Annotated in this window: 12 protein-coding genes; 5 read left to right on the top strand and 7 right to left on the bottom strand. The window is 72.1% G+C overall.

Annotated features, from left to right (window positions below; all coding sequences use genetic code 11):
• From PO879_RS13380 to PO879_RS13400, 5 genes are read right to left on the bottom strand one after another with little or no spacing between them, the layout of a single operon-like run.
• Positions 1-699 (bottom strand): ABC transporter ATP-binding protein, encoded by a 699-nt coding sequence (locus tag PO879_RS13380; RefSeq protein ID WP_278235371.1) that lies wholly within the window; start codon positions 697-699, stop codon positions 1-3.
• A complete protein-coding gene (locus PO879_RS13385) occupies positions 692-1,423 on the bottom strand; it encodes an ABC transporter ATP-binding protein (protein ID WP_278235372.1) in 732 nt (243 codons plus the stop codon). Before PO879_RS13385 ends, PO879_RS13380 begins: the two co-directional genes overlap by 8 nt.
• A complete protein-coding gene (locus PO879_RS13390; RefSeq protein WP_278235373.1) occupies positions 1,420-2,490 on the bottom strand; it encodes a branched-chain amino acid ABC transporter permease in 1,071 nt (356 codons plus the stop codon). Before PO879_RS13390 ends, PO879_RS13385 begins: the two co-directional genes overlap by 4 nt.
• Positions 2,487-3,491 (bottom strand): branched-chain amino acid ABC transporter permease, encoded by a 1,005-nt coding sequence (locus PO879_RS13395; protein WP_278235374.1) that lies wholly within the window; start codon positions 3,489-3,491, stop codon positions 2,487-2,489. The genes PO879_RS13390 and PO879_RS13395 overlap by 4 nt, the downstream gene beginning before the upstream one ends.
• A gap of 41 nt (positions 3,492-3,532) precedes the next feature.
• Positions 3,533-4,792, bottom strand: coding sequence for an ABC transporter substrate-binding protein (locus tag PO879_RS13400; protein WP_278235375.1), 1,260 nt, complete (start codon positions 4,790-4,792; stop codon positions 3,533-3,535).
• A 235-nt stretch (positions 4,793-5,027) separates the two neighbouring features.
• On the opposite strand from PO879_RS13400, the gene PO879_RS13405 reads away from it, so the two are divergent.
• Entirely contained in the window at positions 5,028-5,798 is a 771-nt protein-coding gene (locus PO879_RS13405; RefSeq protein WP_278235376.1) for an IclR family transcriptional regulator, read from the top strand.
• An 89-nt stretch (positions 5,799-5,887) separates the two neighbouring features.
• Here the strand turns inward: PO879_RS13405 and PO879_RS13410 are convergent, their stop codons facing one another.
• Positions 5,888-7,564, bottom strand: coding sequence for a tannase/feruloyl esterase family alpha/beta hydrolase (locus tag PO879_RS13410; RefSeq protein WP_278235377.1), 1,677 nt, complete (start codon positions 7,562-7,564; stop codon positions 5,888-5,890).
• A gap of 217 nt (positions 7,565-7,781) precedes the next feature.
• Here PO879_RS13410 and PO879_RS13415 point away from each other — a divergent pair, with 217 nt between their 5' ends.
• The gene (locus PO879_RS13415) at positions 7,782-9,461 is read left to right on the top strand and encodes a DNA repair helicase XPB (protein WP_278235378.1); all 1,680 of its coding nucleotides are present in this window, start codon (positions 7,782-7,784) and stop codon (positions 9,459-9,461) included.
• Positions 9,462-9,599: 138 nt separating this feature from the next.
• Positions 9,600-10,853 carry an AI-2E family transporter gene (locus PO879_RS13420; protein ID WP_278235379.1) on the top strand — a complete coding sequence of 418 codons (1,254 nt, stop codon included), beginning with the start codon at positions 9,600-9,602 and terminating at the stop codon, positions 10,851-10,853.
• A gap of 18 nt (positions 10,854-10,871) precedes the next feature.
• On the opposite strand, the gene PO879_RS13425 is transcribed toward PO879_RS13420, so the two are convergent.
• Complete coding sequence (locus tag PO879_RS13425) at positions 10,872-11,651, bottom strand: hypothetical protein (RefSeq protein ID WP_278235380.1); 780 nt, start codon at positions 11,649-11,651, stop codon at positions 10,872-10,874.
• Positions 11,652-11,808: 157 nt separating this feature from the next.
• Between PO879_RS13425 and PO879_RS13430 the strand changes: the two genes are divergently transcribed.
• The gene (locus PO879_RS13430; protein ID WP_278235381.1) at positions 11,809-13,956 is read left to right on the top strand and encodes a TPM domain-containing protein; all 2,148 of its coding nucleotides are present in this window, start codon (positions 11,809-11,811) and stop codon (positions 13,954-13,956) included.
• Positions 13,957-14,035: 79 nt separating this feature from the next.
• Positions 14,036-14,776, top strand: a complete 741-nt coding sequence (locus PO879_RS13435) for a PspA/IM30 family protein (protein ID WP_278235382.1) — start codon at positions 14,036-14,038, stop codon at positions 14,774-14,776.
• Positions 14,777-14,903 lie beyond the last annotated feature (127 nt).

The following is a 14,903-nucleotide window of genomic DNA, read 5'->3' on the forward strand; positions in this document are numbered from 1 at the left end:
TCAGCCCCCGAGGTAGGCGGCCTGGACGCGCGCGTCGTCCGCCAGGTCGGCACCGGACCCCTCGAGCACGACCGACCCCGACTCGAGCACGTAGGCCCGGTCGGCGAACGACAGCACCTGGGAGGCGTTCTGCTCGACGATCAGCACGCTGACCCCGCGGTCGCGGATCGCCTTGACGGCGTCGAACACCGTCCAGGTCAGCTTCGGCGACAGCCCGGTGGACGGCTCGTCGAGCAGCAGGAGGTCCGGCGACCCCATGAGCGCCCGGGCGATGGCGAGCATCTGCTGCTGACCGCCCGACATGGTCTCGGCGAGCTGCGTGCGCCGCTCGCGCAGGATGGGGAAGAGGTCGAGGATCCAGTCCTTCTCGAACCCCCAGCGCCCCTTGCGCGCGCGGGCGCCCATGGTGAGGTTCTCGTCGACCGTCAGTGACCCGAACAGCGCCCGGTGCTCGGGCACGAGCATGAGCCCGCGGCGGGCGAGCTCGTGGCTGCGCCCACCCACGACGGGCTGGTCCTTGAAGGTGACCGACCCGCCCTGGAGCTTCACCTCGCCGACGATCGTGCGCAGCGTGGTGGACTTACCGGCGCCGTTCGCGCCGACGATCGCGACGATCTCGCCCGGCTGCACCGTCAGGTTCACCTCGTGGAGGATCTCCAGGCCGTGGTAGCCGCTGCGGACACCCGTGAGCTCAAGCATCGGAGGCCTCCTTGCCCAGGTAGGCCTCGACGACCTGCGGGTCGGTGAGGACCTCGTCGGCCGAGCCGGTGGCCAGCACGGCACCGGAGTCCATCATCACGACGTGGTCGGACAGCCGCCGGACCGCGGCCATGATGTGCTCGATGAAGACCATCGTCATCCCTTCGGTGTCACGGAGGTTCTCCAGCAGGTCCAGCACGGGAGCGCGCTCGGCCGGGACGAGCCCGGCGAGCACCTCGTCGAGCAGGAGGACCCGAGGACGCATGGCGAGCGCGCGGGCCAGCTCGAGACGCTTCTGCATCGCGGCGGGCAGCGAGCCGGACAGCTGGTCGGCCCACTCCCCCAGCCCGGTCCGCTCGACGGTCTCGCCGGCTTCCCGGCGGGCCGTGCCGCCGCGCGCGCCGCGGCTCATCGCCGCGATCTCCACGTTCTCCAGCACGGTCATGGTGTGGAACGGCCGCATGAGCTGGAACGTACGGACCATGCCGCGGTGCGCGAGCTTGTGCGCGGGCTGCCCGGTGACGTCCGCGCCGTCGAGCCGGACCGTGCCGGACGTCGGCGGGAAGTTGCCGGTGATGCAGTTGAACAGGGTCGTCTTGCCGGCGCCGTTGGCGCCGATGACGCCCAGGATCTGCCCCTCCTCGACGGAGATGTCGACCCCGCGCAGGGCCTGCAGGCCGCGGAAGGACTTGCTGATGCCGGTGGCCTCGAGAACAGCGGTCACGACTTCCTCCGACGGGACACGAGCGTGCCGTACACGCCCTTGGGGAGCAGGATCACGACCGCGACGAGGATCACGGCGTAGAGGATGATGTCGAGGCCGCCGTGGCCGGCGAGCCACTCGAACCCGGGCGGCGGTGTGCGCAGGAACCCGGTGACGACGTCCGACAGCGGCGCCATGATGATCGCGCCGACGATCGGGCCCCAGATGGTGCCCGTGCCGCCCACGACCGCGGTGATGATGGCGTCGTTCGAGGCGGCGGCGCCGAAGGCGATCTCCGGGTCGACGAACATGTAGTACTGCACGTAGTACGTGCCGGCGACGGCGGTGATCGCGGCCGAGACGGCCACGGCGAACAGCTTGTGCCGCAGCACGTCGATGCCGAGCGCGGCGGCGGCCACGTCGTCGTCCCGGGCGGCGATGGTGAAGCGGCCGGGCCGGGACCGGACGAAGAGGATGGAGGCCAGCAGGCACATGCCGAGCAGGCCCAGCCCGATCCAGTAGTACCAGGGCGAGCCCGCCGGGAACTGGAAGTCCACGAGGGACGAGCCCTGCTGCACGGGGATCGTGAAGCCGACCGTGCGGTTCAGCGCGTCGTTGCCGATGACGAAGAGGCGCAGCGCCTCGGCGAACGCGAACGTCGACATCGTGTAGTAGGCGCCGGTGAGCTTGTACCGCAGCGCCAGGTAGGAGATGCCGACACCGGCCGCGACGGAGATCGCGATGCCGAGGAGCATCCCGAGCCAGGGGCTGAGGCCCAGGACGACGACGCCGTAGGCGGTCGCGTAGGCCCCGATGCCGAAGTAGGCGGCGTGGCCGAAGGAGAACATGCCCCCGAACCCGGCCATGATGTTCCAGCCCACACCCATGATCGCGAAGATCAGGACGCGGTTGGCGATGGCCATGTCCGAGGCGGACAGGACGAACGGCACGGCCGCGGCGACGGCGACGAACACGGCGAGGACGACGTAGTCGCCGCGCGAGCGCTGCGACCCGGTGTCCGTGGTGAGGCGGCCGGTCAGCCCGCCGCCGGCGGAGGTCGAGGTGCGTGGGGTTGCGGTGGTGGTCACGAGGCCCTCCCGAAGACACCCTTGGGGCGGATGAACAGGACGATGAGGAAGACGACGAACACGGCCAGCAGCGGGCTCTCGTCCGGCAGGATCAGACCCGCCAGCTGCTCGGTGAGCCCGACGACGAGCCCGCCGACCAGGGCGCCGGGGATGTTGCCCATCCCGCCGAGGACGACGACGACGAACGCCGTGAGGTTGAAGATCGCCCCGCTGGTGGGCTCGATCGTCGTGAAGGGGGCGACGAGCACGCCGGCGGCTCCGGCGGCCATGGCGCCGAGCGCGAAGGTCACCGAGTAGATCGACTTGGTGTTGATGCCGACCAGCCGGGCGCCCTCGGGGTTGGCGGCGACGGCGCGGATCGAGGTGCCGATCGCCGTCCTCTGCAGCACGAGCGACAGGATCGCCACGAGCACCAGCGCGCCGACGAACGCGTAGATCCGCGACAGCTCGACGGTGGCGCCGAGGATGCTGACCCCGACGTTGCCGGGCAGCTGGACGGAGCGCGGGGTGGGCCCGAAGACCAGGAGCAGGACGTTCTCGATCGCCAGCGCGAGGCCGATGGTGACCAGGAGCTGGATCTGGATCGGCGCCCGCATGACCGGGTTGAGCAGCGACGTCTGCAGCAGGGCGCCGAGCACCCCCATCGCGGGGACGACGACCAGCAGGGCGGTGTAGGGGTGGACGCCCATCGTGTCGACGGTGACGAACGTCAGGTACATCGCCAGCGCCACGAGGGCGCCGTTGGCGAAGTTGATGATGTGCAGGACCCCGTAGATGAGCGTGAGGCCCATGGCCACGAGGCTGTAGATGCCACCGGTGAGCACGCCGGTGACGAGTGCCTGGACCAGCACGGTGCTGCTCCCGGCGCGGAGCGCGGCGACCGCGGTCACGACCGCCAGGACCGAGACCGTGACGATCGCGACCTTCTGGCGTTCGGACAGGGTGGGCCGCCGCGCGGCCGAGCCGGTGGTCTCCGGCGCGTTCTGCAGGCTCGTGGCCATGGGACCTCCTCAGGAGTCGTGGACGGGCGCGGGGAGCGCGGTCACTCGGTCGGCGGAGCGGGGAAGACGTAGTCCGTCTCGGCGAACTCCTGCGGGAAGACCTGGACGATGTCGCCGTCCTGGATCTGCATCACCACGACGGCGGCGTTGGTGTTCTGGCCGGTCTCGTCGAAGGTGACGGGTCCGTCGGCGACCATCAGCGGCGCGTACCCGGTCTCGGTGACGGCGTCGCGCACGGCGGTGGTGTCGGTGGACCCGGCGCGCTCGAGCGCCTCGGCGATGACCATCACGGCGTCGTAGGACAGGACGGCGGAGCTGCGGATCGGCTCGCCGTGCTCGGCCTCGAACGCCTCGGCCAGCGCCTGGGAGTCGGCGTTGGTGACGTCCCAGTGGTAGTTGGCGTCGAAGTAGCCGTCGCCGCCGTTCGGGGCGTCGTTGACGAAGTCGGGCTGGTCGTAGGCGCCGTTGGCGACGCCGTACACGGCCTGCAGGTCCGGCTCGACGATGTCGACCGCCTGCGCCACGAGCAGGGAGTCGCGGTAGTAGCCGGTCACCACGAGCGCGTCGGCGTCCGAGGCGGCGACCTGCGTGATCTGGGTGGTCATGTCGTTGACCGCGGCGGGGTCGTACTGGATCACCGGGTCGACGGTCAGCCCGGCCTCCTCGGCCTCGGCGAGGAAGGTCTCGTAGGCCGCGGCACCGTAGTTGCCCTGCTCGTACAGGTAGGCGACCTGGTCCACCTCGGCGCCGGAGTCCTCCACGAGCGACAGCAGCGACTCGGCTCCCTGGGTGCCCATCTGGCTGGCGCTGGGCTGGAGGCGGAACGAGTAGGTGTAGCCCTGCTCGAGGATCTCGTCGAGGGCGGAGACGTCCATGACGAACGGCACCTGGTTGCGTTCCGCCACCGACGCGACGTTCGCGCTGGTGCCGCTCTGGAAGGTGCCGAGCAGCGCGACGGCCCCCTCCTCGATGAGGCGGGTGGCCTCGCTCTGTCCCGTCTCGGCCTCGCCCTGGGTGTCCGCCGAGTCGAGGACGAGCTCGGCCCCGCCGAGCGACTCGATGCCCCCGGCCTCGTTGACGGCGTCGACGGCCATCTGGGCCGCAGCGGCCATCTGCTGGCCGTCCGCGGCGTTGGACCCGGTGAGCGGGTGCAGGGCGCCGATGTGGATCTCGGCCACGTCCTCGGTGGTGGCCTCCGCGTCGCCGCCGGCCGCGCTGACGGCCGAGCCGGCGCACCCGCTCAGTGCGAGCGTCGCTCCGGCCAGTCCGACCACGGACCAGTTCCGCAGGCTGCGCTTCATGTCTCCTCCTGGGGTGGGCTTGTTCCGAGAAACGGAACATTTGTCGATCCGCCACACGATCCGAGGCGTCTCGGCTCGCATCAAAGTTCTGGCGTGATTGCTCGCCCAATCTAGGCTCCACCAACCACTTGGTTGGTTTCTAGGCTGTTAAGTCTTGGTTTCCATGCGCCTACACGTTCCGATCAATGGAACACCAGCTGCTAGGGTCGGCAACACCACGACCAAGGAGGATCACGTGCCCGAGGACCACCGTTCGTCGACGACGCACCGCGTCGCACAGGTGCTGCTGGCGTTCACGGGGCAGCAGCGCTGGCTGGGTGTCACGGAGCTGGCCCGGCGGCTGGGGCTGGGCAAGGCCGTCGTGCACCGCATCCTGCAGGCGCTGGTGGAGACGGGCCTCGTCCGCTACGACGAGAACCGCCGGCTGTACGCGCTCGGCCCCACGGCGGTGGCGCTGGGCCGCGGTGCGGACGCCGGCAACGAGCTGCTCACCGCGGCACGCCCGGTGATCGCCCACCTCAGCCACGCCACCGGCGAGACGACCACCGTCACCCAGCGCACCGGGCACACCCGGACCTACGTCGGCCAGGTGGAGAGCGCCCAGCACATCCGGATCGCCATCACGCTCGGCGAGCACCAGCCGCTGACGAACGGCGCGAGCGGGCTGAGCATCCTGGCCTTCCTGCCCGAGGAGGATGTCGACCTGGTCCTCCAGGTGCCGCTGCCGCAGTTCACCCCCCGCACCGTCACCGACCCGGACGCCATCCGCGAGCGCCTGGCCGAGATCCGCGAGCGCGGCTGGGCCTACACGGCGTCCGAGCGCGTGCCGCACTCGAGCAGCGTGGCCGCGCCGATCCACGACGTCACCGGTGCCGCCGTCGGCTCCCTGTCCGTGGCCTACCTCGACTCGCGCTTCGACGAGCGCGAGGTGCCGCGCCTGGCCGACCTCGTCGTCGAGGCGGCGGAGTCGGCGACGCAGCGGCTCGTCGCCGCCCAGCGCGGCTGAGCAGGACGGCGCCCCGGGATCCCGTGCGGGATCCCGGGGCGTCGTCCGGCGGGACCGCCCGAGGGCGGGCCCGCCGGTCGTCACGCGCCTCAGCCGTCGTGACGTCCCGCGGCGGCCACGGTGAGCCCGGGGGCCGTGCCGGCCCGGCCGGGCGCGGTCCCGCCGTGGCCGGGGTTCTGCCCGGTGCGGCCCGGGGCGTCGCCGGACGCGCCCGGGGCCGGGGCCTGCGGCGCACCGATCCAGTCGACCGTCTCGACGCCGCCGGACTCGTACCGCTCGACCACGCGGGTCGCGCCGTTGCCGGTCGCGGTGACGGACTCGGGGGCGACGTCGTCCTCGACCCAGGCGGAGATCGCGGACATCCAGTCGACCTCGTCCTGCCCGGGGCCGCCGCTGCAGTGGTAGACGCCCGGCAGCATGAAGGTGCGCAGGTAGGAGTCGGTCACGCGCGCCCCGCCGTCGGCGTCGACCACGCGCTCGTAGTAGTCGAGGGTGCCGTACGGCGTGATGAGCGGGTCGGCCCAGCCGTGCCAGAGGATGAGCTTGCCGCCGCGCTCGCGGAACGCCGACAGGTCGACGTCGTCGGCGTTGTAGACCGCGGCCTGGGTGTGCAGCAGGTCGGCCTCGGTCGACGGGTCGAAGTCACCCAGGGAGTACGCGGCGCCCGGGTCCTCGGGGAAGGCCAGGTAGCGCAGCACGTTCTGGGCGTAGTCGCCGCTGATGGACATCGAGCCCTCGCTCGTGGCCACGGTCATGAACGGCCAGCCGGCCTCCGAGCCGAGGGCGAGGCCGTCGGGGTAGAGCAGCTCGCCGTCGTCGGTGGTGGGCGCGCTGTAGAGCGCCTCGAGGGTCTCGACCTGGGTGGCGGTCAGGCAGTCCGTGCCGTCCCCGCCGTCGGCGCACAGCAGGGTCGCCGGGTCGAAGGCGCAGGACAGCGGGTCCCCCACGACGCCGTCGGCCCGGCCGTCGTCGAGGTCGCAGGACGCCAGCACGGCGTCGGACACCAGGCCCACGTCGGTCGTGTCGAGGATCAGGCCCCCGTCGGCGTCCCGGTTGGCGGTCTCGAAGTGCCCCTGGGAGAGCACCGCCAGGTAGTTCTGGTAGAGCGCGGGGGCGCCGGCGACGATCCCGTCGAAGTCCTCCGGGTAGCGCTGGGCCTCGCTGAGGGCCTGGCGACCGCCTGTGGAGCAGCCCATGAAGTACGAGGACGACGGCGGCGTGCCGTACAGCTCGGCGAGGGTGGCCTTGGCGACGACGGCGAGCACGTGCGGGGACCGGTAGCCCCAGTCCGCCTCGGCCTGGGCGTCGTCGAGGAACGCGTCGGCGCTGGAGCCGACGTGCCCGGTGTTCTCGGCCCCGACGGCGAACCCGTCGGCGAGCGGCTCGGCGCAGTCCGCGATGGGCACGTAGCCGCAGAAGCCGCCGCAGCCCGTCTGGAAGTAGCGGCCGTTCCAGTCCTCCAGCGGCAGCTGCAGGGTGAAGCCGACGGTGCCGCCGGCCGTCCCGCTCAGCGCGCAGGACCCGTCGACGACCTCGGCGGTCTCGACGTCGGCGGACAGCGTGCCGGACTCCTCGGCGTCGTCGGGGGCGGTGATGGTGGTGCCGGCCATGGCGGTGCAGTCGGCGGCGGCGAGCGTCACGTCGACCGTGTCGGCCGCATCGGTGGCCGTCGCGGGGGCGAGCGGCGCGGCGAGCGCCAGCATCGCGGCCAGCGCGGCGACGAGGCGTGCGCCGTGGCGCAGGCGAGATCGGGGATGGTTCGTCATGATGACCCTTTGTTTCGATGAACGGAACAGTCCCCTCGTGGGTTCACGACAGTAGGTCGGCATCTCAGATCGATGGTTACCAGTCGGTAAACTTGTCGCTTTGTTCCCCCTGGTGGAACAGATCCGGCATCGCGGCGGACGCGCAGGAACACGACGGCGCCGCGCGACGTTGGCATCCTGGACGCCTGCCCGGCGTCCAGCCCGCGGAAGGACACGCATGCCCGACGGCCCCCTGATCGTCCAGAGCGACAAGTCGATCCTGCTCGAGGTCGACCACGCGCGCGCCGAGGAGGCGCGCCGCGCCATCGCGCCGTTCGCCGAGCTCGAGCGCGCCCCCGAGCACGTGCACACCTACCGGCTGACGAACCTCGGCCTGTGGAACGCGCGCGCCGCCGGCCACGACGCCGAGCAGGTCGTCGACACCCTCATCGCGTACTCGCGCTACCCCGTCCCGCACTCGCTGCTGGTCGACGTCGCCGAGACGATGGGCCGCTACGGCCGCCTGACCCTGCACTCCCACCCCACGCACGGGCTCGTGCTGGAGTCCACCGACGCCGCGGTGCTGGCCGAGGTGCTGAAGTCCAAGCGGACCACCGGGCTCGTGGGCGAGCGGGTCGACGGCAGCTCCGTGGTCGTGCACCCCTCCGAGCGCGGCAACCTCAAGCAGGCCCTGGTCAAGCTCGGCTGGCCCGCCGAGGACCTCGCCGGGTACGTCGACGGCGAGGCGCACGCGATCGACCTGCGGACCACCACGACGCCGGTCTACCCGGGCGAGGAGGCCTCCGACTGGACGCCGCGGCCCTACCAGCAGCAGGCCGTCGACGGGTTCTTCCACGGCGGGTCCGGCGTCGTCGTGCTGCCCTGCGGTGCCGGCAAGACGATCGTCGGGGCCGGGGCGATGGCCGAGGCGAAGACCACCACGCTGATCCTGGTGACCAACACCGTCTCCGCGCGCCAGTGGCGCGACGAGCTGGTGCGCCGGACCTCGCTCACCGAGGACGAGATCGGCGAGTACTCGGGCTCGCGCAAGGAGATCCGCCCGGTCACCATCGCGACCTACCAGGTGCTGACGACCAAGCGGAAGGGCGTCTACACCCACCTGGAGCTGCTCGACGCCCGCGACTGGGGCCTCATCGTCTACGACGAGGTGCACCTGCTGCCCGCCCCGATCTTCCGCATGACCGCCGACCTGCAGGCCCGGCGTCGGCTCGGCCTGACGGCGACGCTCGTGCGCGAGGACGGCCGCGAGGACGAGGTGTTCTCCCTCATCGGCCCCAAGCGGTACGACGCGCCGTGGAAGGACATCGAGGCGCAGGGCTACATCGCGCCCGCCGACTGCGTCGAGGTGCGGCTCACCCTGCCCGAGCACGAGCGGATGCTGTACGCGACGGCCGAGCCGGAGGACAAGTACCGGCTCGCCGCGTGCGCCCCGGGCAAGAACCGCGTCGTCGAGCAGATCGTCGCCGACCACCCCGACGACCAGGTGCTGGTGATCGGCCAGTACATCGACCAGCTCGAGGAGCTCGCCGAGCACCTGGACTCCCCGCTGATCACCGGGTCGACCACCGTCCGCGAGCGCCAGAAGCTGTTCGCGGCGTTCCGGGCCGGCGAGATCTCCCGGCTCGTGGTGAGCAAGGTCGCGAACTTCTCCATCGACCTGCCCGAGGCGTCGGTGGCGATCCAGGTCTCCGGGTCGTTCGGCTCCCGGCAGGAGGAGGCCCAGCGCCTCGGCCGGGTCATGCGCCCCAAGCAGGACGGCCGCACGGCGCACTTCTACGCCGTCGTCGCCCGGGACACCGTCGACCAGGACTTCGCGGCGCACCGCCAGCGGTTCCTGGCCGAGCAGGGCTACGCCTACCGCATCGTCGACGCCGAGGACCTGGACACCGTGCCGTAGCGGGTCAGGGCCGAGGAACGAGGCCTTCGACGTTGTGGGCGTGAAATCTGCAGTTCTGAACCGGTTCAGAACTGCAGATTTCATGCCCACAACGGGCGGGGGCGGGCGCCGTCGGGCGCGGGGCCATACGGTGCTGGCATGGCCGATGACGACGCCGCCCCGGAGACGGAACCGGACGCGGCAGAGACCGGTTCGCCGGCAGCACCGCCGCACGACGACGACCGCCCGCTCCAGCACGACGACCGGCGTCCGCCGCGCTGGGTGCCGCGCGTGCTCGTCATGGGCGCCGCCGCCGTGTTCGCCGCCGTCTGGGTCTGGGGGGCGATCCAGCAGCTCAACACCCTCTTCGTCTATCTGCTCATCGCAGGCTTCGTCGCCCTCGCCCTCGAACCGGTCGTCGTGTGGCTCGTGCGGCACGGCTGGCGGCGCGGTGTCGCGGCCGCCGCCGCGTTCTTCGGGTCCGTCCTCCTCGGGATCGGGATCCTGGCACTGTTCGGCAACCTGTTCATCCAGCAGCTGATCCAGCTCGTCGGCACCCTGCCCGACGTCTACGTGGCGGCCCAGGAACGCCTGCAGGCCAACCTCGACGTCGAGCTGCCGTCCTCCGACGACCTCCTGCAGCAGCTCGTCGAGGAGTACGGCTCCGACGTCGCGTCCGGCACCCTCGCCGTCGGCACCACCGTCGTCGGGTTCGTGTTCGCCGCGCTGACGATCGGGCTCGTCACCTACTACCTCATGGCGGCCGGGCCGCAGTTCCGCGCCGCCGTGTGCCGGTGGCTCAGCCCGGACCGGCAGACCGAGGTGCTGCGGATGTGGGAGATCACGCAGGTGAAGGTCTCGGACTTCATCAGCTCCCGCGTCGTGCTCGCGGCGCTGTCGGCGGCGTTCACCGCGGTGTTCCTCATCATCCTCGGCACGCCCTACGCGCTCCCGCTGGCCCTGTTCACCGGACTGGTCTCGCAGTTCATCCCCACCATCGGCACGTACATCGGCGGCGCGCTGCCCGTCGCCGTCGCACTGACCTCGCAGGGCGTGCCCCAGGCCCTCGCCGTGCTGGCCTTCATCATCGCCTACCAGCAGCTGGAGAACCTGTACTTCTCACCGAAGATCTCCGCACGGGCGCTGGAGATGAACCCCGCCGTCAGCTTCGTCGTCGTGCTCGCGTTCGGGGCGGTGTTCGGTGCGCTGGGGGCGTTCCTGGCACTGCCGGTGGCTGCGACCATCCAGGCGATCGCCAACACCTACCTGACGCGGCACGAGCTGGTCGACTCCGACATGCTGCGGGACCCGGACCGGCAGCCGCCGAAGGGGTCACGCCGGTCGCGCAACCTGCACGCCGCGCGGGAGGCCGCGCGCACGGTCGCCGAGCGCCGGGCCGACGGCGTCGAGTGACGTCCGGACCGGCCCGGCTCAGCCCATCAGCTCGCCGTAGTCGGTGACCCGGTCGGCGGGCGGCGCCTCGATCTCGACCGGCTCGCCCCAGCCCGAGAAGGTGGTCGCAGTCACGAGCTCCTGACCGTCGATCTCCACCGTCGTGTCCACCGCCAGCGGCAGGCCGTCCTCGGTGACGCGGAACTCCGCCGTCATGTCGTCCATCTGGTCGACGGCCGCCGGCGCGGCTCCGGCCGCGGCCTCGAGACGTGTCGGGTCGAGCGTCATCGTGTACACGTCCACCGTCCGCCCGTCGAGCTCCTCGGTGCCCCCGTGCGCGAACGCCGTCACGGCGTCGGCCATCATCTCCGCCTGCCCGGCGGGGTCCATCGCGAGCATCGAGTCCATGGTCCCGGCGAACGTCGGGTCCTGGGCGACCTCGTCCGCCGACATCGCGACCCAGTCGACCTCGCCGCCGCTGAGGGCGCTCATGTCGACGTACACGGTGCCCTCGAGCAGGATCATCTCCAGCTCGGTCCCCACCGCGCCGATCGACATCGCGAAGGCGGAGTCCTCGAGGCCCTCACCGACGATCACGTCCCCGCTCTGCGCGGACTCGGTCATCCCGGTCCGCTCGGCGAGCTCCCCGGCGAAGGTGGTCTCGACGTGCACCGACCCCTGCTCGGCCTGCGCCTCGTCCATCCGGAGCGACAGCGCCGCCAGGTCGACGACGTCGGCCCCCTCGTCGGCTCCGCAGCCGGTCAGCACCAGCGTCACGGCCCCGGCGCCCAGCAGGGCGGTGGTTGCGGTTCTCAGCACGTCTCAGCTCTTCCCTCGTCGATCGACGGGTCCACGGAACGACCCGCCCCCCATCGAAGCAGCACCAGGTCACGCCCACGTCACGACCGCGCCGCCGGGGCGAACGTCACCCGCCCCGCGATTGCATCGCACCAGGGGTCGCGCAACGATGCAGATCGTGATCCCCTCTCTCCGGACCGGACGGCGACGCCCGGTCTCACCGGCCGTCGCCGTCCTGACGCTCGCCGCCGCGGTCGCCGCCCTCGGGGCGGTCGCCACCGGGCCCGCCCACGCCGTCGGCCCCGTGACCGCCGAGGCTCCGCTCTCCGAGCTCGACGGAGACGTCACCGACGTCGCCGGCGTGCTGGACGAGACCGGTGCCGCCGCCGTGCAGAGCTCCCTGGACGAGCTCGCCACGGAGACGCCGTACCAGCTGTTCGTCGTCTACGTCGACCGGTTCGACGGTCTCGACGGCCGCGAGTGGGCGGACGCCACCGCGAACAATGCCCGGCTCGGCACCGAGGACGTCCTGCTCGCCGTCGCGACCGAGGACCGGCTGTACGGCATGAGCTGGGACAACAACATCGACCTGAGCGAGCAGCAGCTCGACGCCGTCCGCGACGCCGCCGTCGACGCGCTGCGCGCCGACGACTGGGCCGGTGCCACCGTCGCCGCCGTCGACACCCTGCTCGCCGTCACCGGGTCCGGCGGCGCCTCCAGCGGGGCCGCCGCCGGGACGGACGCCGGCGCCGACGGCGGCGGCGTCCCCGGGATCCTCGTGTGGGTCGCGATCGGCGCCGTGGTCGTCGTCGGCGGGTTCTTCCTCGTGCGCCGCGCCCGGCAGAAGGACGCCGACCTCACCCGGCGCGGGGCCGCCGCGGCGGCACGCCGACGTCGGAACGCCGCCTCCGCCGCGACGCGCCCCGGTCGGGGTCGCGCCGCGGGACCCGACCCGGAGCGCTTCGCCGGTCTCGGCCTGGAGGAGATGCGGCAGCGGGCCGGCAGCGCACTGGTGGCGGTCGACGACGCGGTCAAGACCTCCGAGCAGGAGCTCGCGTTCGCCGAGGCCGAGTTCGGCGTCGAGGAGACCCGCGAGTTCAGCGCCGCTCTGGAGGCCGCACGTCAGGAGGTCGCCGCGGCCTTCCACGCCCGCCAGGTCCTCGAGGAGACACCGGACGACACGTTCGGCGAGCACGAGGAGCTGGCGGCGATCATCACCCGCTGCGAGACCGCCGCCGCCTCCCTGGACGCCCAGACCGACGCCTTCGACGAGCTGCGGCGCATCCGGGCCCGCGCGCCGGAGATCCTCGACGACGCCGAGCGGCGCGCCGGGGAGATCACCGCGCGCATCGAGATCGCCCGTCGCACCCTCGCGGGGCTGGCCGCGACCTATCCGGCCTCGGCACTGGCCTCGATCAGCACCAACCCCGACCAGGCCGAGTCGCTGGTGGCCAACGCCCGCGAGATCGTCGCCTCCGGCCGCGAGGCGCTGCGGCGGCGCAAGCGGGCCGTCGCCGTCACCGACGCGCGGGCCGCCCAGAACGCGCTCGGCCAGGCCATGACCCTGCTCGAGTCCGTCGCAAGCGCCGGGGACGTCCTCGCCGACGCCGGCACCCGCCTCGAGACGGGGATCGCCTCCATCACCCAGGACGTCGTCGACGCCGACCGGCTGGCCCCCGGCGACGAGCGGGTCCGGTCCGCCGCCGCCGAGGCCCGCGAGGCCGCGGACCAGGCCCGGGACGCGAAGGCCGGCGGAGACCCCCTGGCCGCCCTCACCCGGCTCGCCGCGGCCGAGGCCGCCCTCGACGACGCCCTCGCCCCGTCACGGCAGCAGGCCGAGTCCGACGCCCGCGCCCGCGCCCTGCTGCGCGACGTCCTCGGGCGCACCGAGTCCCACCTGCGCTCCACGCGGGACTACATCACCACCCGGCGTGGCGCCGTCGGACCCGACGCCCGCACCCGGCTGGCCGAGGCCGACCGGCTCGTCGCCGAGGCCCGGTCGCTGCAGCGCACCGACCCGCAGGCGGCCCTGGCCGCCGCCCAGCAGGCCGAGCGCTACGGGCAGCAGGCCGCGCAGATGGCCCAGCAGGACACCACCGGGTGGGACATGCGCTACGGCAGCGGCGGGCCACGCCGGGGTGCCGACGTCGGCGGCATGATCCTCGGCGGCATCCTCATCGACTCGATGATGCGCGGCGGGCGGCGGCGAGGCCGCTTCGGCTCGACCGGCGGGTTCGGCGGCGGCTTCGGCGGCGGCTTCGGTGGCGGCGGCCGCGGTGGCTTCGGCGGAGGCTTCGGTGGCGGCGGAGCCGGAGGCCGGTTCTGATCCCCGGCCGTCGGGAACGTCCGGGGCACCGCCGTCGTCGGACGTAGTGACGGGCAACTTGGCACCAGAAAGGCACCTCATGAACCAGAAGCAGAGCATCCTCGGCCGGATCGGCCAGCTCGCGAAGGCGAACATCAACGCGCTCATCGACCGCGCCGAGGACCCGCAGAAGATGCTCGACCAGCTCATCCGCGACTACACGAACAACATCGCCGAGGCCGAGCAGGCGATCGCCCAGACCATCGGCAACCTGCGCATGGCCGAGCAGGACTACCACGAGGACACCCAGTCGGTGCAGGAGTGGGGCGCCAAGGCGCTGGCGGCCTCGCGCAAGGCCGACGAGCGGCGTGCGGCCGGCGACACCCCGAACGCCGACAAGTTCGACCAGCTCGCGAAGATCGCGCTGCGCAAGCAGCTCGACGCCGAGAACGAGGTCACCACCGCCCGGCCGATGATCGAGCAGCAGCGGGTCACGGTCGAGAAGCTCAAGACCGGCCTGGCGCAGATGAAGGACAAGCTGGTCGACCTCAAGTCCAAGCGCGACCAGCTCGTCGCGCGGCAGAAGGCGGCCGAGGCGCAGCAGACCGTGCAGGGTGCGATCAGCTCGATCAACGTCATGGACCCGACCAGCGAGCTCAACCGCTTCGAGGAGGCCGTCCGGCGCGAGGAGGCGCAGGCCATGGGGCAGGCGGAGATCGCGGCGTCGTCGCTGGACTCGCAGTTCGCCGAGCTGGAGGGGTCGATGGAGGACCTCGAGCTCGAGGCCCGGCTCGCGGCCCTGAAGTCCGGGTCCCCGCAGCCGGGACAGATCGAGTCCTGAGGCGCTGGTGCACCCGCCCCGATCCCCGCGAGGTAGGCATCTCCTCGCCCAGGTAGGCAACCTCCCGGCGAGGTAGGCAACTCCTCGCCCAGGTAGGCAACCTCCCGGCGAGGTAGGCAACTCCTCG

Source organism: Isoptericola sp. AK164 (assembly GCF_029643425.1).
Classification (GTDB): domain Bacteria; phylum Actinomycetota; class Actinomycetes; order Actinomycetales; family Cellulomonadaceae; genus Isoptericola; species Isoptericola haloaureus.

Coding starts and splice junctions, on each gene's coding strand:
- PO879_RS13400 (WP_278235375.1), bottom strand. CDS start 4,792: ATGAAGCGCAGCCTGCGGAACTGGTCCGTGGTCGGACTGGCCGGAGCG.
- PO879_RS13380 (WP_278235371.1), bottom strand. CDS start 699: ATGCTTGAGCTCACGGGTGTCCGCAGCGGCTACCACGGCCTGGAGATC.
- PO879_RS13410 (WP_278235377.1), bottom strand. CDS start 7,564: ATGACGAACCATCCCCGATCTCGCCTGCGCCACGGCGCACGCCTCGTC.
- PO879_RS13395 (WP_278235374.1), bottom strand. CDS start 3,491: ATGGCCACGAGCCTGCAGAACGCGCCGGAGACCACCGGCTCGGCCGCG.
- PO879_RS13435 (WP_278235382.1), top strand. CDS start 14,036: ATGAACCAGAAGCAGAGCATCCTCGGCCGGATCGGCCAGCTCGCGAAG.
- PO879_RS13415 (WP_278235378.1), top strand. CDS start 7,782: ATGCCCGACGGCCCCCTGATCGTCCAGAGCGACAAGTCGATCCTGCTC.
- PO879_RS13420 (WP_278235379.1), top strand. CDS start 9,600: ATGGCCGATGACGACGCCGCCCCGGAGACGGAACCGGACGCGGCAGAG.